Origin of the sequence: Rhizobium sp. BK196 (genome assembly GCF_014193255.1) — a bacterium.
Taxonomy (GTDB): Bacteria; Pseudomonadota; Alphaproteobacteria; order Rhizobiales; family Rhizobiaceae; genus Rhizobium.
Map to the genome: position 1 here is coordinate 160,747 of NZ_JACHZB010000005.1, position 23,088 is coordinate 183,834.

General features: G+C 59.6%; 28 protein-coding genes and 1 pseudogene. 6 read left to right on the forward strand and 23 right to left on the reverse strand.

Going from position 1 to position 23,088, the window contains the following annotated elements:
- Positions 1-8: 8 nt before the first annotated feature.
- The 7 genes from purL to FHT78_RS18210 all read right to left on the reverse strand — a co-directional run bounded on the left by purL (position 9) and on the right by FHT78_RS18210 (position 6,655).
- On the reverse strand, positions 9-2,243 hold the full coding sequence (purL, locus tag FHT78_RS18180; RefSeq protein ID WP_183746887.1) for a phosphoribosylformylglycinamidine synthase subunit PurL: 2,235 nt from the start codon (positions 2,241-2,243) through the stop codon (positions 9-11).
- A 112-nt stretch (positions 2,244-2,355) separates the two neighbouring features.
- Complete coding sequence (locus FHT78_RS18185; protein WP_183746889.1) at positions 2,356-3,228, reverse strand: IclR family transcriptional regulator; 873 nt, start codon at positions 3,226-3,228, stop codon at positions 2,356-2,358.
- 16 nt (positions 3,229-3,244) lie between these two features.
- The gene (locus tag FHT78_RS18190; RefSeq protein ID WP_183746893.1) at positions 3,245-3,634 is read right to left on the reverse strand and encodes a RidA family protein; all 390 of its coding nucleotides are present in this window, start codon (positions 3,632-3,634) and stop codon (positions 3,245-3,247) included.
- A gap of 17 nt (positions 3,635-3,651) precedes the next feature.
- Positions 3,652-4,422: an amino acid ABC transporter ATP-binding protein gene (locus FHT78_RS18195; RefSeq protein ID WP_183746895.1), complete on the reverse strand. Its 771-nt coding sequence runs from the start codon at positions 4,420-4,422 to the stop codon at positions 3,652-3,654.
- Positions 4,423-4,434: 12 nt separating this feature from the next.
- The gene (locus FHT78_RS18200; RefSeq protein ID WP_183746898.1) at positions 4,435-5,094 is read right to left on the reverse strand and encodes an amino acid ABC transporter permease; all 660 of its coding nucleotides are present in this window, start codon (positions 5,092-5,094) and stop codon (positions 4,435-4,437) included.
- Positions 5,095-5,098: 4 nt separating this feature from the next.
- Positions 5,099-5,761 carry an amino acid ABC transporter permease gene (locus tag FHT78_RS18205; protein ID WP_183746901.1) on the reverse strand — a complete coding sequence of 221 codons (663 nt, stop codon included), beginning with the start codon at positions 5,759-5,761 and terminating at the stop codon, positions 5,099-5,101.
- Positions 5,762-5,815: 54 nt separating this feature from the next.
- Positions 5,816-6,655 (reverse strand): transporter substrate-binding domain-containing protein, encoded by an 840-nt coding sequence (locus tag FHT78_RS18210; RefSeq protein WP_183746904.1) that lies wholly within the window; start codon positions 6,653-6,655, stop codon positions 5,816-5,818.
- A 186-nt stretch (positions 6,656-6,841) separates the two neighbouring features.
- Here FHT78_RS18210 and FHT78_RS18215 point away from each other — a divergent pair, with 186 nt between their 5' ends.
- Positions 6,842-7,921, forward strand: a complete 1,080-nt coding sequence (locus FHT78_RS18215) for a D-TA family PLP-dependent enzyme (protein WP_183746907.1) — start codon at positions 6,842-6,844, stop codon at positions 7,919-7,921.
- Between the two features lie 164 nt (positions 7,922-8,085).
- Here the strand turns inward: FHT78_RS18215 and FHT78_RS18220 are convergent, their stop codons facing one another.
- Entirely contained in the window at positions 8,086-8,667 is a 582-nt protein-coding gene (locus FHT78_RS18220; RefSeq protein ID WP_183746910.1) for an acyloxyacyl hydrolase, read from the reverse strand.
- A gap of 125 nt (positions 8,668-8,792) precedes the next feature.
- Complete coding sequence (locus tag FHT78_RS18225) at positions 8,793-10,211, reverse strand: PLP-dependent aminotransferase family protein (protein ID WP_183746914.1); 1,419 nt, start codon at positions 10,209-10,211, stop codon at positions 8,793-8,795.
- Between the two features lie 79 nt (positions 10,212-10,290).
- On the opposite strand from FHT78_RS18225, the gene FHT78_RS18230 reads away from it, so the two are divergent.
- A complete protein-coding gene (locus FHT78_RS18230) occupies positions 10,291-10,545 on the forward strand; it encodes a DUF1127 domain-containing protein (RefSeq protein ID WP_183746919.1) in 255 nt (84 codons plus the stop codon).
- A 10-nt stretch (positions 10,546-10,555) separates the two neighbouring features.
- Here FHT78_RS18230 and FHT78_RS18235 read toward each other — a convergent pair whose 3' ends face one another.
- The 7 genes and pseudogenes from FHT78_RS18235 to FHT78_RS18265 form a co-directional block, all read right to left on the reverse strand.
- Positions 10,556-10,960 (reverse strand): hypothetical protein, encoded by a 405-nt coding sequence (locus tag FHT78_RS18235; RefSeq protein WP_183746922.1) that lies wholly within the window; start codon positions 10,958-10,960, stop codon positions 10,556-10,558.
- Positions 10,961-10,981: 21 nt separating this feature from the next.
- On the reverse strand, positions 10,982-11,653 hold the full coding sequence (gene purQ / locus FHT78_RS18240) for a phosphoribosylformylglycinamidine synthase subunit PurQ (RefSeq protein WP_183746924.1): 672 nt from the start codon (positions 11,651-11,653) through the stop codon (positions 10,982-10,984).
- Positions 11,650-11,907: a hypothetical protein gene (locus FHT78_RS18245; protein WP_183746927.1), complete on the reverse strand. Its 258-nt coding sequence runs from the start codon at positions 11,905-11,907 to the stop codon at positions 11,650-11,652. Before FHT78_RS18245 ends, purQ begins: the two co-directional genes overlap by 4 nt.
- Before the next feature lie 19 nt (positions 11,908-11,926).
- Entirely contained in the window at positions 11,927-12,169 is a 243-nt protein-coding gene (purS, locus tag FHT78_RS18250; RefSeq protein WP_112567613.1) for a phosphoribosylformylglycinamidine synthase subunit PurS, read from the reverse strand.
- Between the two features lie 16 nt (positions 12,170-12,185).
- Positions 12,186-12,950, reverse strand: a complete 765-nt coding sequence (purC, locus tag FHT78_RS18255; RefSeq protein ID WP_007826228.1) for a phosphoribosylaminoimidazolesuccinocarboxamide synthase — start codon at positions 12,948-12,950, stop codon at positions 12,186-12,188.
- Between the two features lie 231 nt (positions 12,951-13,181).
- A pseudogene (locus FHT78_RS18260) lies at positions 13,182-13,478 on the reverse strand (EAL domain-containing protein); the annotation flags it as partial.
- A 55-nt stretch (positions 13,479-13,533) separates the two neighbouring features.
- Positions 13,534-14,088, reverse strand: coding sequence for an alpha/beta hydrolase (locus FHT78_RS18265; protein ID WP_183746930.1), 555 nt, complete (start codon positions 14,086-14,088; stop codon positions 13,534-13,536).
- A 161-nt stretch (positions 14,089-14,249) separates the two neighbouring features.
- Between FHT78_RS18265 and FHT78_RS18270 the strand changes: the two genes are divergently transcribed.
- Positions 14,250-15,053, forward strand: coding sequence for a DUF2189 domain-containing protein (locus FHT78_RS18270; RefSeq protein ID WP_183746932.1), 804 nt, complete (start codon positions 14,250-14,252; stop codon positions 15,051-15,053).
- 122 nt (positions 15,054-15,175) lie between these two features.
- A complete protein-coding gene (locus FHT78_RS18275; RefSeq protein ID WP_183747599.1) occupies positions 15,176-15,640 on the forward strand; it encodes a low affinity iron permease family protein in 465 nt (154 codons plus the stop codon).
- 33 nt (positions 15,641-15,673) lie between these two features.
- On the opposite strand, the gene purB is transcribed toward FHT78_RS18275, so the two are convergent.
- The 5 genes from purB to FHT78_RS18300 form a co-directional block, all read right to left on the reverse strand.
- Entirely contained in the window at positions 15,674-16,981 is a 1,308-nt protein-coding gene (purB, locus tag FHT78_RS18280; protein WP_183746935.1) for an adenylosuccinate lyase, read from the reverse strand.
- A 62-nt stretch (positions 16,982-17,043) separates the two neighbouring features.
- A complete protein-coding gene (locus tag FHT78_RS18285) occupies positions 17,044-17,529 on the reverse strand; it encodes a hypothetical protein (RefSeq protein WP_183746938.1) in 486 nt (161 codons plus the stop codon).
- Between the two features lie 2 nt (positions 17,530-17,531).
- A complete protein-coding gene (locus FHT78_RS18290) occupies positions 17,532-18,260 on the reverse strand; it encodes a DUF2259 domain-containing protein (RefSeq protein ID WP_183746941.1) in 729 nt (242 codons plus the stop codon).
- On the reverse strand, positions 18,260-18,937 hold the full coding sequence (gene rpe / locus FHT78_RS18295) for a ribulose-phosphate 3-epimerase (RefSeq protein ID WP_183746944.1): 678 nt from the start codon (positions 18,935-18,937) through the stop codon (positions 18,260-18,262). Before rpe ends, FHT78_RS18290 begins: the two co-directional genes overlap by 1 nt.
- A gap of 58 nt (positions 18,938-18,995) precedes the next feature.
- On the reverse strand, positions 18,996-20,078 hold the full coding sequence (locus tag FHT78_RS18300; protein ID WP_183746947.1) for a branched-chain amino acid ABC transporter substrate-binding protein: 1,083 nt from the start codon (positions 20,076-20,078) through the stop codon (positions 18,996-18,998).
- A gap of 172 nt (positions 20,079-20,250) precedes the next feature.
- Here FHT78_RS18300 and FHT78_RS18305 point away from each other — a divergent pair, with 172 nt between their 5' ends.
- Together FHT78_RS18305 and FHT78_RS18310 are read left to right on the forward strand one after the other, a co-directional pair.
- A complete protein-coding gene (locus FHT78_RS18305; RefSeq protein ID WP_183746950.1) occupies positions 20,251-20,745 on the forward strand; it encodes a flavin reductase in 495 nt (164 codons plus the stop codon).
- Between the two features lie 10 nt (positions 20,746-20,755).
- Complete coding sequence (locus FHT78_RS18310; RefSeq protein ID WP_183746953.1) at positions 20,756-21,073, forward strand: TfoX/Sxy family protein; 318 nt, start codon at positions 20,756-20,758, stop codon at positions 21,071-21,073.
- Here FHT78_RS18310 and FHT78_RS18315 read toward each other — a convergent pair whose 3' ends face one another.
- Together FHT78_RS18315 and FHT78_RS18320 are read right to left on the reverse strand one after the other, a co-directional pair.
- On the reverse strand, positions 21,074-21,496 hold the full coding sequence (locus FHT78_RS18315) for an NUDIX domain-containing protein (RefSeq protein ID WP_183746956.1): 423 nt from the start codon (positions 21,494-21,496) through the stop codon (positions 21,074-21,076). It lies immediately after the preceding gene.
- A 5-nt stretch (positions 21,497-21,501) separates the two neighbouring features.
- The gene (locus FHT78_RS18320) at positions 21,502-22,992 is read right to left on the reverse strand and encodes a DEAD/DEAH box helicase (protein WP_183746959.1); all 1,491 of its coding nucleotides are present in this window, start codon (positions 22,990-22,992) and stop codon (positions 21,502-21,504) included.
- Positions 22,993-23,088 lie beyond the last annotated feature (96 nt).

The window sequence follows — 23,088 nt, forward strand, 5'->3', positions numbered from 1 at the left end:
CTTGCGCATTATTCCGCAGCGACAAGCTCGCCGCTGTTATCCATGAAATCAGGGAACCACGATTCATGGGCATCGCGCAATTGCTGAATCGGCAGCGCAATCAGATCGTCGATGACGAGGGCATCGCCCTTGATAGTGCCGAGGCGGCGGAAGGGCACGCCTGCGCCTTCTGCGTTGGCGCAGACGAAATCGGCGACGTCGGCAGGAACCGTCAGCACGTAACGCGCCTGATCCTCACCGAAGAGCAGGGCATGCGCAGCACCCTTGCCTTCGCTGAGGCTGATCTTGAGGCCCTTGCCTGATGCCATCGCCATTTCGGCAAGCGCCAGCACGAGGCCGCCGGAGGAAATGTCGTGGCAAGCGGTCGCCTGGCCGTTGCGGATGACCGAGCGGACGAAATCGCCGTTGCGACGCTCAGCGAAGAGATCGACCTGCGGAGCCGGACCTTCGGTGCTGCCGACAATGTCGCGCAGGTAGACGGACTGGCCGAGATGGCTGCCGTCGGTGCCAATGAGCAGAACCTTGTCGCCTTCGGCAGCGCCGCCAATGCGGGCCATCTTGCGCCAGTCGGGCATTAGGCCGACGCCGGCAATGGTCGGCGTCGGCAGGATCGCGACACCATTGGTTTCGTTATAGAGCGAGACGTTGCCGGAGACGATCGGGAAGTCGAGTGCGCGGCAGGCTTCGCCGATGCCCTTCACGGCCTCGACGAACTGGCCCATGATCTCCGGCTTTTCGGGATTGCCGAAATTGAGGTTGTCAGTCGCAGCCAATGGCTCGGCGCCGGTCGCGGTGATGTTGCGCCAGCATTCGGCCACGGCCTGCTTGCCGCCTTCGAAAGGATCGGCCTCGACATAACGCGGGGTGACATCCGAGGAGAAGGCCAGCGCCTTCAGCGGATGGCCTTCGACGCGCACGACGCCGGCGTCGCCTCCCGGAAGCTGCAGGGAGTTGCCCTGGATCAACGTGTCGTACTGTTCGTAGACCCAGCGGCGGCTCGACTGATTGGCGGAGCCGACGAGCTTCAGCAGCGCTTCGTTGTAATCTTCCGGTGCCGCAACCAGGTTGGCGGGCAGGGGCGCACGCTTGCCGGATTCGCGCCAGGGGCGGTCATATTCCGGCGCCTGGTCGCCGAGATCCTTGATCGGCAAGTTTGCCACTTCCTCGCCCTGGTGCATGACGCGGAAGCGCAGATCATCGGTGGTCTTGCCGACGATGGCGAAATCGAGGCCCCACTTGACGAAGATCGCCTTGGCTTCCTCTTCCTTTTCCGGCTGCAACACCATGAGCATGCGCTCCTGGCTTTCCGACAGCATCATCTCATAGGCCGTCATCTGCTCTTCGCGCACCGGCACCTTGTCGAGTTCCAACAGGATGCCGAGGTCGCCCTTGGCGCCCATTTCCACGGCCGAGCAGGTGAGGCCGGCCGCACCCATGTCCTGGATGGCGATGACGGCGCCGGTCTGCATCAGCTCAAGGCAGGCTTCGAGCAGGCACTTTTCGGTAAAGGGGTCGCCGACCTGAACCGTCGGACGCTTCTCTTCGATCGATTCATCGAATTCGGCCGATGCCATGGTCGCGCCGCCGACACCATCGCGGCCGGTCTTGGCGCCGAGATAGACGACCGGGAGGCCAACGCCCTTGGCTTCCGACAGGAAGATGGCATTCGACTTGGCGAGGCCGGCCGCGAAAGCGTTGACGAGGATGTTGCCGTTATAGCGGGCATCGAATTCCACTTCGCCGCCGACCGTCGGCACGCCGAAGGAATTGCCGTAACCGCCCACACCGGCAACGACGCCGGCAACGAGGTGGCGGGTCTTCGGATGGTCCGGTTCGCCGAAGCGCAGCGCGTTCATGGCCGCGATCGGGCGCGCGCCCATGGTGAAGACATCGCGCAGGATGCCGCCGACACCGGTCGCCGCGCCCTGATAGGGCTCGATATAGGAGGGATGGTTGTGGCTCTCCATCTTGAAGACGACGCAGTCGCCGTCATCGATATCGACCACGCCGGCATTTTCGCCCGGTCCCTGAATGACACGCGGTCCCTTGGTCGGCAACGTGCGCAGCCACTTCTTCGAAGATTTGTACGAGCAGTGCTCGTTCCACATGGCCGAGAAGATACCGAGTTCGGTAAAGGTCGGTTCGCGGCCGATCAGATCCAGAATGCGCTGATATTCATCCGGCTTGAGGCCGTGTGAGGCGATGAGTTCCGGCGTGATCTTGATAGTGTTGGGAATGGTCATGAGCTCTCGAAAATCCCTGCCTAGGCGCGTTTGCCGTGTCTTTAGCCTATGTAAGAACTGCGCGCGACAGGAAAATGCCTGCCGTCAACAGAGGGCAGGCATCCTAGGTTCCTTACGGGTGACTTGGAGGTCGCAGATCGAGAGATTCGACTACCGGACATTGGCCGAGACCCTGCCTTGCCCCCCCGACGTCGACCGACCTTTGAACTCGCTGGTATCCGAGCTTCTCCGAAATCTCGTTGGCTGCACCAAGCAAGCTCTCCAGATATTTTGTTCTATTCCGCACGCCGTCCTCGCGCGGAGTTACGAGGCACAGGGTGGCGATGCAGGCACCATCGGCTTGATGAACCGGTACGGCGAAACAATGCGTGAAATTCTCCACCTCGCTATTGAAGGTGAAAAACCCGTCGCGGGACGCCTGACGCACCTGGGCGATAAATTCTGCCGGCTTCATCTGCCGACCGCTGGGGAGAACGAAGTCCTCCGGCGGGATCAGATCGATAATCTCCTGATCGCTCAGATGCGAAACGAGCAAACGGCCCGACGCCGTCCAGGGGATGGAAACGAGCTCCCCGACATTCGAGGAGATGCGGAACGGCCGGATGCCCTCACGCATCATGGCGACGGTGTATTTGCGTCCTTCGAGCAGGCACATCTGTGCCGTCTCGCGGGTTTCTTCGGCCAGCCGCACCAGCATGCGGTCGCACTCCCGCATCAGATCGAACTGTTCGGCGTAGGCCGTTCCAAGGAAATAGAGGCGGCGACCAAGATTAACGCGTCCGTCTCCCCCATGGTAGTCGAGCATGCCGTGGCTGAGCAGGAGATTGACCAGCTCGTAGACCGAAGATCGAGGCGCGCCAATTTCGGCGGCAATCTCGTTCGGCCGCATCGGCTGTCGCTTCACTCGCAGGAACTCGAGGATCTCGAAGGCACGATCCAGTCCTCGGGTGCGCCGCGATACTGTGTCGATACCGGCCTCAGCCATGCTTTTCTCTCCAATGCTAGGCGCGATCCGCGCGGTAGGCCACGCAATCGACTTCGACCTTGCAGTCGACCATCATGCTGGATTGGACACAAGCGCGGGCCGGAGGATTTTCTGCGAAATATTCAGCATACACGCCGTTAAAGCTCCAGAAATCGCGCGGGTCGTCAAGCCACACGCCCACACGCACGACGTCTTCAAGGCTGTAGCCCGCCTCATTGAGAATGGCAATCAGGTTTTCGATTGCCTTTCGGCTCTGAGCAACGATCCCGCCAGCAACGATCTCGCCGTTCTCCATAGGTACCTGGCCGGAAACATAGAGCCAGCCGCCTGCTTCGGTGGCTCGGGCGAAGGGAAGTGGCTGTCCGCCTGCGCCTGTCTCGCCAGCCCCATAACGCTTGATAGTCATTCTTGTCATTTTCCTTTTTAGTTGAAGCTGGATGTCTTCAGGAATTCAGCCAGGCGCTCCGTCCTTGGATTCACGAACATTTCTTTCGGATTGCCTTCCTCGCAGATCACCCCCTGATTCATGAAGATGACCCGTGATGACACTTCGTAGGCAAAGCGCATCTCGTGGGTGACCAGCAGCATGGTCATGCCATCCGCCGCAAGCCCCTTGATGACCTGCAGCACTTCACCCACCAGTTCGGGATCGAGAGCCGAGGTCACTTCATCAAACAGCATAAGACGCGGCGACATCGCGATCGCACGGGCGATCGCCACGCGCTGCTGCTGACCGCCGGAAAGCTGGCCCGGATAATGATCGGCCCGTGCCGACAGGCCGACCCGGTCGAGCCAACGCTCCGCGATCGACCGCGCTTCGTTCTTCGGCATCTTCTTGACCTTGATGAGGCCGAGCATGACGTTCTGGGCTGCGGTCATGTGCGGGAACAGGTTGAACTGCTGAAAAGCCATCCCCGTGAGCGCGCGCTGGCGGGCAATCTCCTTCTCGCTCTTGCGCCGACGTGTCGAACCCTCAACGTGGTAGCCGATCTCTTCGCCGTCCAGGCTGATCGTGCCGCCCTGGAATTCCTCCAGCATGTTCACGCAGCGCAGCATCGTGGTCTTGCCCGAGCCGGACGAGCCGATGATGGAAATGACCTCGCCTTCTTCGACGGAGCAGTCGACCCCTTTGAGCACTTCGTGGTGGCCGTAGCTTTTGCGCAGGCTCTTGATTTCAAGCATTGTTTTGGCCATCGATCGGCCTCCTCAGGATGGAAGGGCAGTCTTGCGCTCGATGAATCTGCCGAAACGCTCGATACCGAAGTTGACGACGAAATAGAGAGCCCCGGCCAGGAAATAGAATTGCAGGCTCATGAAGTTGCGGGAGATGATCTCCTGCGTGCGCAGCAGCAGTTCCGCCACCCCGATCACCGACAGCAGCGTCGACGCTTTCACCATTTCCGCCGCCGTATTGACCCAGGCCGGCAGGCACTGGCGCAGCGCCTGCGGCCATAGGACGGAGGTGAATGTCTGCGTGAAAGTCAGGCCGATCGCTTTTGCGGCTTCGGTTTGCCCCTTCGGGATGGCTTGAAGAGCACCGCGAACGATCTCACCCACGTGGGACGAACAAAATACCGCTAGCGCCAGAACACCCGCCGCGAATGCTCCCAATTCCAAGCCCACGGCACTGGAGACGTAGTAACTCGCGAGGACGAGCACCAAAACGGGCGTGCCTCGGATCACATCCGTATAGGCCCGTACGATCAGGCGCAGCACACTGTTTCCGTAGACCAGCGCCAGACCTACGAAGAGGCCGAGCACGGAGCCTGCGAGAATGGCCAGAAGGGAGATCGATACGGTCATCGCCATGCCATTCAGGATGACATGACGGGCGATCCAAAGTTGATCGAGAAAGGTCTGAGACATTGGCTTACCTCGGCAATGCCAGACGCCGCTCGACAAAACGCATCAGAGCGGCAATGAGGAAACAGGTGACGACATAGAGAGCCGATGTGACCATCCAGGTTTCGACGATACGGAAGCTCTCGACATTGATCTTGCGCGCTGCAAACGTCAGCTCGGGCACGGCGATCGTTGCCGCAAGCGATGTGTCCTTGAAGAGAGAGATGATTGTCGAGGACAACGAGGGCAGTACGTTGCGGAACATCAGCGGCGCTATGATCGATGTGCGTATCTGCATCGACGTCAAGCCAATCGCCATTCCGGCTTCGCTCAATCCCTTGGGAATCGACAGAAGTCCGGCGCGGAAAACTTCCGCGAGATATGCTCCCGAATAAAGCGAGAGAACCAAGACGAAGCTTTTGATCTTGTCCAGCCGGAAGCCCATCTGAGGCAGCGCGAAGAACGCGAACAGGACGAGCACGAGAATAGGAAGATTTCGAATAACGGTGACGTAGATTCTTGCCGGCGCGACCGCGGCACGGCTCTTCGAGAGCAGCGCGAATGCGACGAACAGGCCAAGGACAGCCCCGATCAAGATCGAAACGACCGCCAAGCCAAGGCTCAACATCAAGCCGCTAAGAAGAAAATCGAAGTTGCGCCAGACAGCAGCAAAATTCAGCGTATAACCCATGGCAGACCGCCCTTTTCAGGGAGAGAGCGGGAAAGACCCGCTCCCTCGGGTCAGTTACTTGTATTCGACCGGGAAGCCGATTTGCGGAGGGGTCAGATCCTTGCCGAACCATGTCTTGTACGACTTGGCGTAAGCGTCGAATTCAACGCCGGTCATGGCCTCGTGGAGGGCGGTGTTGACGAAATTCAGCCAATCCTGATCGCCGCGCTTGACGCCGCAGGCGTAAGTCTGTGGGTTCCAGCCGTAACCGGCATCCCGATATTTCCCTGGATTCTGGGCCATATACCAGGCGAGTGACGACTGGTCGGTTGCGACTGCATCCGCACGACCGGATTCCAGTGCCTGATAGATGAGATCGACGGAGTCGTACTGGTCGACGGTAGCTTCGGGGAGCGCCGCGTGAACCATCGACTCCGCGTAGACGTTCTGCAGGACCGAAATCGTCACCGATGAGCCAGCAGCTTTGAGCGCTGCGTAGTCGGCATATTTGCCATCGGCCTTCAGCATCAGGCCGACGCCTTCCCGATAGTATGGAATCGTGAAGGCGATCTGCTGGGCGCGTTCGCCGGTGACCGTCATGAACTGGCAGGTGATGTCGACCTTGTCCGTCGTGATGTTGGGAATACGAGCGTCGGATGACTGGTTGACGTATTCGATCTTGTCAGGGTCGCCAAAGAGGGCCTTGGCGATGATGTGGCCCATATCGACATCGAAACCCTGAAGTTTGTCGTCGGCGCTTTTGAAGTGCCAGGGCGCATTCGTGCTGCCGGTCCCCATAACGAGATGACCGCGAGCAAGTACCTCATCGAGCTTACTTCCGGCGGCGAAGACCGGGCTTGAAAGAACTGCAGTTGCGGCCAGCGCAATCAGGCCGGCGCGGAAGGATATGGTCATGATTGTTCCCCTGAGAACCGTGTGTTTCTGATTAATCCGATATATCGGACATCTGTCCGTATTATCGGATTGACATATCAAGTCCCCTGGCTGATGAATTGTCAATAGCGATGGTTGATATTTGATGCGGCGCCAGAGAGCGGCACATTTGTCCGCACCGCAGGTTCGTTCCATACGAGGTTTGCCATGACTTTTTCGCCCGCGGATATCGCAGCCATTCAAACTCCTGCCGTTCTGATCGATCTCGATATCGCCACCGCCAATATCGGCCGTTTTCAGCATTACGCGGATACCCACGGCTTGCGCGTTCGCCCGCACATCAAGACGCACAAGCTGCCGGCGATTGCCCATTTGCAGATTGCGGCCGGCGCGGTTGGCATTACCTGTCAAAAGGTATCGGAGGCCGAAGCGATGGTTGCCGCCGATAGTGCAATCACCGATGTGCTGATTACCTACAACATCGTCGGCGCTGAGAAGCTTGAACGTCTGAAGGCGCTCGCAAAGAAGGTGAAATTGTCGGTCGTTGCCGATAATGCGGCTGTCGTGAACGGCCTCTCGGAGGCCTTCCGAAACGAATTTCAGCCGCTGACAGTCCTGGTGGAATGCGACACCGGGGCCAACCGTTGCGGTGTGCTCACTCCCGAAGCGGCAGAGGCTCTCGCGGTCCTTATCCAGACGCTGCCTGGCGTCGTTTTCGGTGGTCTTATGACCTATCCTCCTGCAGGCGGGGAGGCTGCCGTCGAGGCTTTCATGATAGCGGCCAAGACTCGCATCGAAGCGCTCGGCATCGCGGTGCCCGTCATCACGTCAGGCGGGACGCCTTCGATGATGCACGCAGCAGACGCGCCGGTTACGACTGAATATCGCCCCGGAACCTACGTCTACAACGACCGGTCTCTCGTGTCGCGCGGCGCCTGTGGCTGGGAGGATTGCGCACTCAGCGTGCTGACAACCGTCGTCTCTGTGCCCGCTGCCAACCGCGTGATCGTCGACGCAGGCTCCAAAATCCTGACATCGGATCTTTTAGGCCTGATAGGTTACGGCCATGTGCGGGGGCGCGACGATATCGTCATCGACCAACTATCCGAGGAGCATGGCCGGCTGATTAGCAGCGGGCCAATAGGGCTGTCGGTGGGAGATAAACTGCAGATCGTGCCGAACCACGCGTGCGTGGTCACCAACATGGTCGACGCGGTTTACGTTGCAGGAAACGGTTTGGCGTCAGTCGAGTCTTGGCCGGTCGTGGCCCGCGGAAAGATTGTTTGACATGCCGGTTCGATGCTTTTGCATCGGCCAAGTCCAAATAGGACTGAACTGGATTGAACAAGGTTCCGTCGGGAAAATCCTACAGGCGACACGTTTCATGCCGCCTTCATGCTGTTTAACGGCCGTCTGCGCCGATCCGTGCCGCGAGGACCGGCTCTGCAAGACTAGAATTTATAGCCGACCATCAGCCCGGCGCGGGTCATGCCGTCATTCGGACCGTCGCAGAGGTTGGCATTCGAGGAATGGGCGATCTGCGCCATGACATTCCAGTTGCTGGTAAAGCGATAGCCGGCGCCGAGATATTCATGAAACAGCACACGACAGCCGAGGTCGGGGCCATCGTCATTGTCGCGAAGTTCACCGGTATGGATGACGCCGCCGAAGCCAGCTTCGGCAAAGATTTTGTCGCTGAGGTCGACCGTCCAGGTGAAACCGGCGAAAAACTGGGTCGCTTCGCCGGCCGTACCGATAGAGGTGCCGACATGAACACGCGGATGCATGAGCTGCTGCTTCCAGTCCGTCGCCTGCTCGAAGCCGAACGGGTCGAAAAGGGCCGTTATTTCGGGGAAGATGCCGTCTTCGCCCGAATGGCCGCCCTGGATGGAAGCGGAGGCGCCAAAGCGCAATTCGTCGAAAATCTTGTCTCCGGCTTGCGCCGCTGATGACATTCCCAGACTGCTGGCAATTACTGCGACCGACGCGATACTCGAGAGGCGCAACAGGAGTGAACGGAAATCGGATTTCATCTGCTGTCCCTTGATTCCCGCCCGACCAGCGGAATGAGAAAGAGGTAACATGCAGGTTTCAGCGGTAAAGCGCTTGTATTTCGATTGCGGTCTTTTCCCCAATCCTGACGCTATTTTGCAACAGTTCAGATTTCCCCGTCGTAGGCAGATCCGCCATTTTCCAACAGACGTCTCAATATCATAAGGCCTGCAACCAGCTGGTTCCTATCCTTCGGTGAGGAGAAGCCGATGCGCACGCGGTGATAAACTTTCTCGCCACGGGCCGCCTTGAACTCATCCTCGTCATCCACCAGCACACCATCCCTGTAGGCGGCATTCTTGAAGGTGCCTGACATCCAGGGTTCCGGCAGTTTCAGCCACAGGAAGGGCGCGTGCAGGTGGGACTCGAATTCGAAGCCCTGCAACTGCTCACGGGCAAGCCTGACACGGGCTGACAATTCCACCACGCTTGCATTGCGGATCTCGTGCGCCTTGCCGCTCTGGACCAGCCGCGCACAGGTTTCGGCCAGGATGAAGGGCAGCCCTCCTGTGACCATCTTGTGCGTGACCCTGATGCGCTGGGCGAAATGCGGTGGGCAGGCGACCCAGCCGCCACGCACGCCGGCGGCAACCGATTTCGACAGGCCGTTGACCAGGAAGGTGCGATCGGACGCGATCGAGGCAAGCAGTGGCGTTGCGTCATTCGCCATGCCGCCGTAGAGATCGTCTTCGATGATCCATACACCGTGCCGTCTGGCGATGTCGGCAATTGCGACGCGACGCTCATAAGGCATGATTGCCAATGTGGGATTGTGGACAGTCGGCATCAGGAAGATCAACTTCGGATGCTGCTGCTGGCAGAGCCGCTCGAAATCTTCGGGAATGACGCCGTTCTCATCCGACTCGACCGTCAGCGTGCGCCTGCCAAGCAGCCGGACGCTGCGGCTGACCTGTGTGTAGGTGAGGTTCTCGAAGACAATTTTGTCACCGGGCGCCGACACGGCGGTGATGACGGCAATTGCCGCAGCATGCGCACCGAGCGTCGGAACGACATTTTCGACTTCCGGCGACCAGCCGTTGCGCGCCAGCCAGAGACGGCCTGCTTCAAACCAACTCAACGGAAAACTACGCGAATAAGAGGAGATTTCGGCCAGATGCTGCTCGCCAATCTCGGCCATGATGCCGGCGATGATCTTGCCTTGACCGAGATCAGGGGCGGCGGTCGTGTCGAAACGAAGCTTGTTTGCCGGGGCGTCTGCAACGCGGGTGCCACTCAGCGAGAGGGTAATGGGATCTGTCTGGTCGCTCGGAGGCGTATTGGCACGGTCAAGTACATAGGTACCGCGACCGACTTCGCCCGCGACGAGACCGCGCTCGTGTACGAGTGCGTAGGCGCGACCGATTGTTCCGATTGTCACCCCAATGTCATAGGCAAGATTTCGTTGCGGCGGCAGCTTGGTGCCCGCCGGCAAAGCACCAGAAGCTATGGCGGATTCGATGTTGTCCGCAAGTCGCATATAGACTGGGCCGGAGCCCTGCGAGAGATCTGGGAGCCAATTTGTCATGGTGACAATGAATAGATTGTCACCCTCATCCTGTCAAGGATATGAGACAATTCGTTAGCGGAAACTACAGGAGTCGAAGATGTCCGCTGTACCTCACATCAAGGGTCAGATTGTATCGATTGTCTCTATTGATGGCCCGCATGAGATTGTCATCCCGACGCAGTCTCCGGCAATAACCCGGCTCGGCCGGTTGTGGGCAGGCTTCCTTCTGTGGCAACAGAAGCGGGAGGGACGCCAGACGTTGCGCGGACTGACCGCAGACCAGCTCAAGGATATCGGCCTGTCGCAGTCCGATGCCGCTCGCGAAATCAGCAAGTCGTTTTTCTGGGATTGAGACGGGAAACTTAGCTGCAGGCGCGATTGCCGCCCGACCAGCGGGTGACATCGGCGGCGATGCGGCCGGCAACCGGCTCGGACATCATCGGACCGAAAGCCTGCATCTTCGCCGGACTGCCTTCGGCCTGCACCACGAGCAGCGGGCGAGCTTCGGGACTTGCCTTGTGGACGACGAGAATGCGCGGCCGGCCGGAGAAGGAATTGAGTTCCGGTGCGAGCCTGTAGGCGGCAAAAGCCGGATCGCCCGACTTGAACCAGCAGCTATTGGCGCCGAGGGCTACGCGTTCCATCGTCGACAGCGCACTGCGGTCCGGTCCCTTTGCGGGTGTCGGGGACTGGCAGGCAGCGACGAGTGCGGCAAGGCCGGCAAAGGTTGCAGCGTTAGCAACCGCTGCGAAAAGGCGAGAGCGCATCTATCTTGCTCTTGGCAGAAATCAGGCGGCGATGACGTCGAGCGCCGAGGCGAAGAGGCCGCGGCCATCCGAACCGCCATGGGCGGCTTCGATCAGGTTTTCCGGATGCGGCATCATGCCGAGAACGTTGCCCTTGGCGTTCATGACGCCGGCAATATCGTTGACCGAGCCGTTCGGGTTGGTGCCTTCGGCATAGCGGAAGACGACCTGGCCGTTGCCTTCGATGGCAGCGAGCGTCTCGGCGTCCGCAAAATAGTTCCCATCGTGATGAGCGACCGGGCAGCGGATGATCTGGCCCTTTTCATAGGCGCGGGAGAAATCCGTCTCGGCATTGACGACTTCGAGCTTGATCTCACGGCAGACGAATTTCAGCGAGGCATTGCGCATCAGCGCGCCCGGCAGCATGCCAGCCTCGACGAGGATCTGGAAGCCGTTGCAGACACCCAGCACCTTCACGCCCTTGTTCGCCTTCTCGATGATCGCCTGCATGACCGGCATGCGAGCAGCGATCGCACCACAGCGCAGATAATCGCCATAGGAGAAGCCGCCGGGAATGACGATCAGGTCGACATCAGGGATTTCCGTTTCCGTCTGCCAGATCGTCACCGGCTGGCGACCGGAGATTTTGGTGAGAGCGGCGATCATGTCGCGATCGCGGTTGAGGCCCGGAAGTTGAACGACGGCTGATTTCATGGGTTCTGTTCAAACCTTGTTTGTGCTTCTGCCAATTCTCGAAGTTCGAGACGATTTTCAATACGATCGAGGCGCTGGTCGTGACGCGACGGGACACCGTAGATATTATGGATGTCTTGCTGCATCGAAATCATTGTGCCGCGCATTGCGTTGAGTTCGGCTTTAATCTCGTTCTGGCCATCTTTAATGCCCGAAATATCCGCATGCATGCGCTTCAGCGACTCATGCATCAGCTCTTGGGGTACTTCAGTCATTGGTCACTCGCCACAACCCTTAGTCGAGAGAAATAGTATAGTTCTCGATGACCGTATTGGCGAGCAGCTTCTCGCACATGGCCTTGAGGTCCGCCTCAGCCTTGGCCTTATCAGTGCCTTCGAGCTCCAGGTCGAAGACCTTGCCCTGGCGGACATGGCCGACGCCGCCGAAGCCGAGGGCGCCGAGCGCGCCTTCGATGGCCTTGCCCTGAGGATCGAGAACGCCGTTTTTCAGCGTGACGGTGACGCGAGCCTTGATCACTTGTTTTTCCCTGCTTTTACTTAACCAGAACGGGGCCGGTGCCGCGCACGGGCTCGTTTTCATTGATGATGCCGAGACGGCGCGCAACTTCGGAATAGGCTTCCAGCAGACCGCCCATATCGCGGCGGAAGAGGTCCTTGTCCATCTTCTTGTGGGTCTCGATATCCCAGAGGCGGCAGCTGTCCGGCGAGATCTCGTCAGCCAGAATGATGCGCATCATGTCGCCTTCGAAGAGACGGCCGCATTCGATCTTGAAATCGACGAGCTGAATGCCGACACCGAGGAAAAGGCCGGTCATGAAGTCGTTGACGCGGATGGCGAGCGCCATGATGTCGTCGAGCTCGGCCGGATTTGCCCATCCGAAGGCTGTAATGTGCTCTTCGGAGACCATCGGGTCTTCGAGCGCGTCGGACTTGTAATAGAATTCGATAATCGAACGCGGCAGAACCACGCCTTCCTCGATGCCGAGGCGCTTGGCGAGCGAGCCGGCGGCAACGTTGCGCACGACGATCTCGAGCGGGATCATCTCCACTTCTTTGATCAGCTGCTCACGCATGTTGAGCCGGCGGATGAAGTGGGTGGGAATGCCGATCTTATTCAGATGGCTGAAGATATATTCAGAAATACGGTTGTTGAGGACGCCCTTGCCATCAATGACTTCGTGTTTCTTCTTGTTGAAAGCAGTGGCATCATCCTTGAAGAACTGGATCAGCGTGCCCGGTTCAGGTCCTTCATACAGAATCTTTGCCTTGCCCTCGTAGATACGGCGGCGACGGTTCATTGTGGTTATTCTCTAGTTGTTGGCGCCCTTGGGATGGCGCGCGTGGATCGATCTCGTGGCGTCCCCTTAAAGGAAAAGAGAGAGTTTCACAATCCGCCTGTCACTCCTTCCCCGGTTTCCGGCCTTGGGCGGGAAAACCGCAAAGAGAATCGAAATCTTGCCAAGAGAAGACTACCGCCTTTTTCTTTAGGGTGGAATGAAGGCAAAATCTCGGAAGGGTTATACAGGTCTTTATCGGGAGGCTGTTTTGGAGACGGGATGGCCCATGGAATGGCGCAGATTCGCCTTCAGCGCGCGAGCCTCGCCCTCTGGCTGCCGCCAGCTTTCGCCACGGATGAAAGCCGGGAGCTGCAGGCCGGACATCGGCCGGGCGAGCGCATAGCCCTGCAGCATGTCGCAGCCGAGCTCCTGCAGGATGCGGACGTGATCGGCGGTCTCGACACCTTCTGCGGTAACGAGAATATTCAGCGAGCGACCAATCTCGATGATGGAGCGCACGAGCTTTCGCTGCTCGGCCGACTGCGGCAAGTGTGCTTAGAAAGCGATAGCTAATCCGCTGGAAACGCAGGATTTTTCGGCTTTCTCAGCCGGGGAGACGGCTGAGAAACTGGGCAAAGACCATCGTGCCTTCAGGCCAGGGGCCGTGACCGGATTCGGCATTGATGTGACCGGACTCGCCGGCATCCACGAGAAAGGAGCCCCAGCTGTTGGCAATGTCGTCGGCATGCTCATAAGTCCCGAAGGGATCGTTGCGGCTGGCGACCGTAATCGACGGAAAGGGCAGGGGATCGCGCGGGTAGGGGCCGAAAGTCATGAGATGTTTCGGGCGGATATCCGGATTGGCAACATCGGGCGGCGCCACGAAGAAGGCGCCGGCAACGCGCTTTTGAAACAGCGGGATTGCATGGATTACCGAAGGCACCCCTAGGGAATGGGCGACGAGCACGACGGGGCGCGTGGAGGCGTTTACCGCTTCGGCGATGCGGGCGGTCCAGTCCTCACGCACAGGCTTGGACCATTCCGCCTGTTCGACGCGGCGCGCAGTGCTGAGCTTTGCTTCCCAACGGCTCTGCCAATGGTCGGGACCGGAATTGGTATAGCCGGGAATGATGAGGATATCTGCGTCTGAAGCTTTCATGGTGCCGCCGATGTGAGAAAGCTTAACCGTGATGTCAAGGGAAAGAGCGACTTAGCTCAAAAAATTTGCTAGAGTGGCCTTATGCCGGTTGCGTTCTCGTGTCGGCCCCTTGTTGCCGACACAATCGCCTCCGGCTCATCTTGGCTGAGGAGGAGAAAGCCATGACGACATTTCATGTCATGACGGGCGCCGGCGATAGCTTCGCACGGCCCGTAGTCAACAGGATCGGCATAGCCGACGTCTTCGACGCGCTCAGGCTCGGTTTCGAGGATTTCCGCGAGAAGCCTTCGCATTACGTCTTCCTGTGTCTCATGTATCCGATCGCCGGCATCTTCCTGACGATGCTGACCTCGGGCGCCAATCTCGCACCGATGGTCTTTCCGCTGATGTCGGGTTTCGTGCTGATCGGCCCGATCGCCGCGATCGGTCTTTATGAAATCAGCCGCCGGCGCGAGGCCGGGCTCGATACTTCCTGGAAACATGCGCTCGACGTTCGCCATTCGCCGGCTTTGCCGTCGATAATCGCCGTCGGCCTCCTGCTGTTTGGTATCTTCACTGTCTGGCTGGTCACGGCGCAGACCATCTATACGAACTTTCTCGGCGAAGTTTTCCCGCGCTCCATGTCGCTTTTTCTGCAGCAGGTATTCGCTACGCCCGAAGGCATGCAACTCATCCTTTGGGGCAATCTGACCGGCCTTGGCTTTGCCCTCGTCGTTCTGGCGATTACAGTCGTGACTTTCCCGATGCTGCTCGACAGGGATTGCGGAGCGGTGGCCGCGATGGTCGCCTCGATCCGGGCGACTTTCGTCAATCCGATACCGGTATTGCTCTGGGGCCTGATCGTTGCCGCGTCGCTCGTCATCGGTACGATCCCGCTCTTTATCGGCCTCGCACTCGTCATCCCGATCCTCGGCCATGCGACCTGGCATCTTTACCGAAAACTCATTGCCCGCGAAGCCATGTGAAGACAGCGCCCCTGGGGGTATCGCGAATTCGCGATACCCCGAATTTCTATAGGACCTGGAACTTCGCAGCCCTTCTTGGAGTTTGTTTTGCGCCGACTTCGAAGGAGGATTTCCAGGTGACCATGCGCCACGCGTTTGCCAGCTTCGCATCCAAGATATCGGAGTGGGCAGGCACGCCGGTGACCTTCATTCTGGCACTTATCGCCGTCGTCATCTGGGCTGCTCTCGGCCCTGTCTTCGATTATTCCGAAACCTGGCAACTGGTGATCAACACCGGCACGACGATCATTACCTTCCTGATGGTCTTCGTGCTTCAGAATGCGCAGACACGCGATACGCGGGCCATCCAGGCGAAGCTCAACGAAATCATTCTAACGAGCCACGCCGAGAACCGCTTCATCGGCATCGAAAACCTCGATGAGGAGGAACTCAAGCATCTCGACCGCCTGGTGGCCAAGGCGGCCAAAGGTCGGGGCGAGACCGAAGCCTGCAAGATATCGGATGAGAGTGCCGAAAAATCGCCTGCAAAACGCGAACCGAGAAAACGCAAGCCGCCTGTCGGTTCCACATCGCGCAAGCGGAAATGAAAACGGCGCCTCGCGGGCGCCGTTTCGTGCCGATCAGGCTTCGCCGAAGACGCGGCGGAAGATCGTGTCGACGTGCTTGGTATGATAACCGAGATCGAATTTTTCGCGGAGATCGGCCTCCGACAGTGCAGCACGCACTTCGGGGTCGGCCAGCAATTCCTCAAGGAAATCCTTGCCCTGTTCCCAGACCTTCATGGCGTTGCGCTGCACGAGGCGATAGGCATCCTCGCGGGAGGTGCCTGCCTGCGTCAGCGCCAGAAGAACGCGCTGCGAATGAACAAGGCCGCGGAACTTGTCGAGGTTCTTCATCATGTTCTCGGGGTAGACCACGAGCTTTTCGATGACGCCGGCTAGACGGTTCAGCGCGAAGTCGAGCGTGATGGTCGTATCCGGGCCGATGGCCCGCTCGACACTCGAATGGCTGATGTCACGCTCATGCCAGAGCGCCACGTTTTCCATGGCGGGTACGACCGACATGCGCACGAGACGGGCAAGGCCGGTCAGGTTTTCGGTCAGGACCGGGTTGCGCTTGTGCGGCATGGCGGACGAGCCCTTCTGGCCCGGCGAGAAGAACTCTTCCGCCTCCAGCACTTCGGTGCGCTGCATGTGGCGGATTTCGATGGCGACGTTTTCGATCGACGAGCCGATGACGCCAAGCGTGGCGAAGAACATGGCATGACGGTCGCGCGGGATGACCTGTGTGGAGACCGGCTCCGGAACGAGACCGAGTGCTGCGCAGACGTGTTCTTCAACAACAGGATCGATATTGGCGAAGGTACCGACAGCGCCGGAGATGGCGCCGGTCGCGATTTCCGCTCGGGCGGCAACGAGGCGGGCGCGGTTGCGGCTCATCTCGGCATAGAAGCGCGCGAAGGTCAGGCCCATCGTCGTCGGCTCGGCATGGATGCCGTGGCTGCGGCCGATGCGGATCGTATCCCTGTGCTCGAAAGCGCGCGTCTTCAGCGCTGTCAGAACACGGTCGATGTCGGCGAGCAGGATATCGGCGGCACGCACGAGCTGGATGTTGAACGTTGTGTCGAGCACGTCCGAGGACGTCATGCCCTGATGGACGAAGCGGGCGTCCGGGCCGACGATTTCGGCAAGGTGCGTCAGGAAGGCGATGACGTCATGTTTGGTGACGGCCTCGATCTCATCGATGCGGGCAACGTCGAAGGTCGCCTTACCGCCTTTTTCCCAGATGGTGGCGGCGGCCGATTTCGGGATCACACCAAGGTCTGCCAGCGCGTCGCAGGCATGGGCCTCGATCTCGAACCAGATGCGGAATTTGGTTTCGGGAGACCAGATGGCGACCATCTCGGGCCGGGAATAACGAGGGATCATGGGCGAGCGCCTTCATTTCGTGACAGTAGCTGCGGCCCCTGTAGCAAAGACGGCCGGCAATCTCAACGCATGCGTTTGGCAAGAGCCAGGCTAGTGGCAAAAAGACAGGCCAGTCCGAGGGGTAAAAACAGCCCCAAGCCAAGGACGAGGAACTGATAAATGGCGCTGGCGCCGGTAAAGACAAACTGGAACATCCAGATGACCGAGCCGAACGGCGAATGCCAGCGGGAATAGAAAATCCGGTAGTCCATGGCGAAGAGAAAGGCCGTCATCAGGACCGTGCCCATCGTCAGCACCAGGAAGAATGCGGCAAAACGCGCCTCTACCTGATGACCGAGCGCAAGATAGCGCCCGGCAAGCAAGTTGAAGGGCCAGGAAAGCAGTCCCCCGCCGAAATAGAGGATAGCGAGATCGAGCACATGGCTCGTCTCCCATCCGTTGCGCAGATAGAGGCCTACGATGGCCGAGAGCAGCATCTGAATGCCCCAGAGCGGGGCGCCGATGAAAAGTTCTGATAAGGACGGCCATGCCGCCCGAAGACGGTTCATTCTCAGGGGTGAACCGGAACGGCGATCCAGCGGCCGTTGCGACCGTCCGGAGAGGCGCTCAGCGCCAGGATGAGGGCGATATGGACAGGCTTGCCCGATTCCGGCTGATAGACGAGGGCGCCGCCCATGCGATATTCCACCGGGCATCCACGGTCCGCCGGGATTGTCTTGTCTTCGTGGACGAGTTGGCGGTTCGGTGCGCCGTCCTTCTCGATGAGCTGCAGCGTAAAGCCAACGACGTGGTTCAGGCCCTTGCAGGCATCTGGCCTCGCGACCTGGGCATCGCCCAGCAGCAGCGTGTAGGCTCCGCGCGCCGGGCCGTCGGTTGCAAGCGTCGTATAGCGGATCGTTTTCATCGGTGAGCCGAGCTCGGTCGGCGGGTTGAAGGCGGCGATAAGGCCGGGATTGGTCAAAAGGTTGTACTTATCCATCTGCTGGCGGGCTGCCGTCAGATTCTGGCGGCGTGCCTTGGACAGATCGGCATCCTTGTCGGTCAGTTCCAGATGAAAGGGCGTGCCCTCGATATCGGCGCCGGTGTCGGTATCGATGAAATAAGTATCCGAATAGGGGACCTTGCCATCCTTCATGCCGAATTCCTGGAAGGCAAAGACCTTGCCGTCGGCGGAAAAGCCGACAGGTTGCATATTCGCGATATCGCCGGCAAAGGCCGTGGCGGCCATACCGGTCAGCAAGGCAGCGAAAAACCCGCCCATGACCATGCGCTTCGTCATCAGCGCGCTCCCTCAGCCGCGTTGCGAAGGGCTGATATCGCCTGGCGATAGGCCTCGGCCGAGCCGCCCTTGAAAATTGCCGATCCGGCGACGAGCACATTGCCGCCGGCCTTAGCCACGGCAGGCGCGGTATCGACCGTCACGCCACCGTCCACTTCAAGCTCGATTGGGCGGTCACCGATCAGTGACTTTGCCGCTGCGATCTTGTCTACCATTGCCGGAATGAATTTCTGGCCGCCGAAACCGGGGTTGACTGACATAATGAGAATGAGGTCGACATCGTCAAGCACGTTCTCGACGACCGAGAGCGGCGTTGCCGGATTGAGGGTGACGCCGACCTTCTTGCCGAGATGGCGGATCGTCTGCAGCGAACGGTGCAGGTGCGGTCCGGCCTCTGCATGCACGGTGATCCGGTCACAGCCAGCCTTCGCAAAAGCCTCGAGATAGGGATCGGCAGGCGAGATCATCAGGTGGCAGTCGAAGGTCGCGTCCGTATAGGAGCGCAGCGACTTGATGACATCGGGGCCGAACGAAATGTTTGGCACGAAATGACCGTCCATCACGTCAAGATGGATCCAGTCAGCGCCGGCCTCGGTGACGTTGCGCACTTCCTCGCCGAGCTTTGCAAAATCTGCCGCCAGGATCGATGGGGCGATGCGAATGGGCAGTGTCGTCATGATCTCCGTCTCCATCTCAACCGGAAGCGGCGGACGCCTCGCGGCAAATTTCAATAGGTCAGTCTGTCCCATCGGTCGGCGGAACGAATGCATCGCCGCGCCATTCGAGAAGACGGTAGGGATTTTGTGACAGTTCGTGGGCCGGCGTGAAGGTGACTGGGCCGATCGGCGTATTGAACTGCGTTCCGATGAGCTTTTCTGCCACTGGCTTGCCTTCGGCCAGCGCCGCCTGCACGGCCTGATCGGCAATCAGCGCGGCCGCGGCTGCCGGCAGGACATAACCTTCCGGCTCGGTTCCGGCTGCGCGCAGGGCCTCGACGGTCGCAGCCGCATCCGGCAGAAGCGGATATTCGGGAATGGCAACGGCGCGTACGCCATCCGCCAGCGCGAGCGGCTGGTTTGCAGCGCGCATCGCATCGCCGCTCAAAATTCTGAGCGGAATGTTTTCGGCCTTGGCATCACGGGCGATGATGGCGACATCGTTCCTGTCGCCGCCGATGAAGACCTTGGCGGCACCGGCCCGCTTCAGGCGGCGCACGAGGCCGACCTGCTGTTCCTGTCCCGGCCGGTAGGTGTCGGTGAAAACGGGCTTCAAGCCATTTTCTTCCAGCGCGTTGCGCACGGCTTCCGTCAGTTCGCGGCCGTGGATCGTGCCGTCCTCGATGAGAGCGATCGGAGACCCCGTCCATTGCTGCAGAATGATTTGGATGACCTTTGCGGCTTCATCACCATCTTTCGGGCCGAGGCGAAAGAGGGGCCAGCCGTTCTTCAGCGAATCCTCCATGAGGATGCGTGAGCGCACCGACACGGTAACGACGGGAATATTGGCGTCCTTCAGCTTCGGCAGGGCGCCTTCCAGCGTCTCGCTGCAGAGGAAGCCGATGGCGATCTGGACCTTGGCGGCGATCAACGCATCGGCGATCGTCTGGCCGCTATTGTCCTGGCAGGTCTCGTTGACGGGAACGACCGTATTACCCGCCCGCTGGATTTCAAAATTCGCGCCGGCGGAAATCTGGGCGCCGAGCGAGGCCAAAGTGCCGTCCTGCGGCGCCACGACACCGATCGTCACGCCGGCCGCGCGGCCTTCGGCCGTCAACGCCATGAGCGACAGAAGGGCGGCTATGACACGCAGGCTCATCATGAAAGGTGCAGGTCTCTCGTCTTGTCCATGCCCTTTTATCCGCACGGCGGCAATCGTCAAAGAAAAACAAGCGTGTTCTGCAGCTTTTAGAGCATGCCATTGTAGAAAAGGTAACCGATGCCCGCCATATTGGTGAAATAACAAAAACAAGACACCGATTGCGGAGAAGCATGTGTTGAACAGGCAGCATATCGATCCCGGCCTCTATCGCGATGCCATGAGCCGCTACGCCGGCCATGTGCAACTCGTGACGACGGCGCTTGGTGAAGCCCGCCGTGGCGTCACCATCACGGCTGCCTGCTCGGTGTCCGACAATCCGGCTTCCGTTCTCGTCTGCCTCAACAACACCAATGTGAAGAACGAGATCTTCTGGCGCAGCGGCATCTTCGCGCTGAACTCGCTCGGCGCCCATCATCAGGGCGTTGCCGATGCCTTTTCAGGCCGCTCGAATCTGGAAAACGAGGATCGCTTTTCGAGCGCCCGCTTCGAAACGCTGGCGACGGGCGCGCCCGTACTTGCCGATGCACTTGCCGTCTTCGACTGCCGGGTGACCGACATCAAGGAAATGCCGACCCATAACGTCCTCTTCGGCGAGGTCGCTGCCGTTCGTTTTACCGAGATCCACCCGGCACTCCTTTATCTGAACCGCGACTATCATACGATATAGGCCCAGCAACATGGACAATGCCGGCATCGAGGAAATGTTTCAATCGCTTGGGCCCGTCACCATCAAGCGCATGTTCGGCGGTAAGGGCATCTACCATCTCGGCCGTATCCTGGCACTCGAAGTGCGCGACGAAATCCTGCTGAAGGCCGATCAAGAGAGCGCACCGGAATTTGCCGCGGCAGGCGCCAGCCAATGGTTCTACGAGGGCAAAAAGGGCGCTCCGGTGAAGATGCCCTACTGGAGCATTCCCGACGAAGCCTATGACGACCCCGATGTCATGGCGCGCTGGGTGCGGCTTGCCTACGAAGCCGCACTGCGGGCCGAATGATCAGCGCAATTGCCCGGCTGGAAGAGCTGATATCGCAACCCTGGTGAAAGCCGACAGTGGCTCCGGCAGGTCGGCAAGGCCGAACCAGCCGAAATCCGAGAGTTTGTCCGGTTCCGTCAGTTGCGGCTCACCCGTGACTTCACGGGCGACATAAAGAAGTGAAATCCAGTGCTGGCGGTCGGCTTCGATGATCTGTTCGGTCAAGCCGATGCGTTCGATGCGGCCGATGGTCAGTCCCGTTTCCTCTTCCGCCTCGCGGCGCGCGGCTTCCTCAGCCGGCTCCATATGATCGACCTTGCCGCCGACGATATTCCAGTAGCCGGCTTCAGGCGGACGCACTCGCTTGTAGAGAAGGATCTTGCCGTCGCGCAAAATCACTAGGCCGACTCCGAGGCCCGGGAAATCGATACCGGGCTTGCCCATGGGACTCAGATCTTGGCGTTGGCTGCGATCAGCATGAAAGCGGGGATATCATCGCCGAATCCGACCGGTGTCGGGCCATCGTCGTGATCACGGTGGCGGCGACGTTCGCGATTGTCGTCGTTTGCCGGATAGGGCCGATTGCCGCGCGCATTATTCTGCGGCTTCTGCTCTGCTTTGCGCTCGTTCTTCACGCTGTCGGCCTTTGCTGCTGCTTCCACGACTTCGCCACCATTATCTTCGGCGTTGATATCAGATTTATGACTCGAAGACCGGCGGTCGCGGCCACGATCCCTATCCCGCTCACGACCCTTTCCGCGGCGGGGAGACCGCTCGCTGTCGCGGCTTTCTTCAGCCGGCGGCAGGGCGGAGAGATCGCCGTTTAGCCATTCGACCTTTTCGCCGATCAGCTTTTCGATCGCGTCGGCATGTTTCTGGTCGTGGCGGGTGACGATGGTGAAGGAAGCGCCGGAACGACCGGCGCGGCCAGTACGGCCGATGCGGTGAACATAATCTTCCGAATGGATCGGCACGTCGAAATTGAAGACGTGGCTGACATCGGGAATATCGAGGCCGCGGGCGGCGACGTCGGAGGCAACGAGCAGCTTGATGTTGCCGTCCTTGAAGTTCGCGAGCATAGTCATCCGCGAGCGCTGGTCCATATCGCCATGAAGGGCGCCGACGGAGAAGCCGTGGCGGTCCAGCGAACGGAAGAGATCGGCGACGTCCTTCTTGCGATTGCAGAAAATGATCGCGTTCTTGAGGTCTTCCTGGGCGCGGATGAGATCGCGCAGGACAGCGCGCTTCTCGTAATCCTTGCCATGCGAAGCGACGAAGCGCTGCGTGATAGTCTTGGAGGCCGATGCGGGCTTGGCAACCTCGATACGCTCAGGGTTCTGCAGGAAGCGATCCGCAAGCTTCTGGATTTCCGGCGGCATGGTGGCCGAGAAGAACAGCGTCTGACGGGTGAAAGGGATCAGCTTGGCGATGCGTTCGATATCGGGAATAAAGCCCATGTCGAGCATGCGGTCGGCTTCGTCGATGACGAGGATTTCGACGCCGCTCATCAGGAGCTTGCCTCGTTCGAAATGGTCGAGAAGGCGGCCGGGGGTGCAGATCAGCACGTCTGCGCCACGCTCGAGCTTGCGGTCCTGATCTTCAAAGGAAACACCGCCGATGAGGAGGGCGACGTTGAGGCGGTGGTTCTTGCCGTATTTTTCGAAGTTCTCGGCAACCTGGGCGGCGAGTTCCCGGGTCGGCTCCAGGATCAGCGTGCGGGGCATGCGAGCGCGGGCTCGGCCCTTTTCCAGAAGTGACAGCATGGGAAGAACGAAAGATGCCGTCTTGCCGGTACCGGTCTGCGCGATGCCGCAGATGTCGCGGCGCTCAAGCGCGAAGGGAATTGCCCCGGCCTGAATGGGAGTGGGAATCGTGTAGCCCGCATCGGTAACAGCGGAGAGCACTTTGGGGCTCAAACCAAGTTCAGCAAATGTCGTCAAAGGGAAAACTGTTTCCGTTTCGTTCGGCCGGTCTCTGGCGAGTCGGCAGGATTGCATGCCGCAATGGTGGGCGACATATTCCGAAACGGCCGGCAA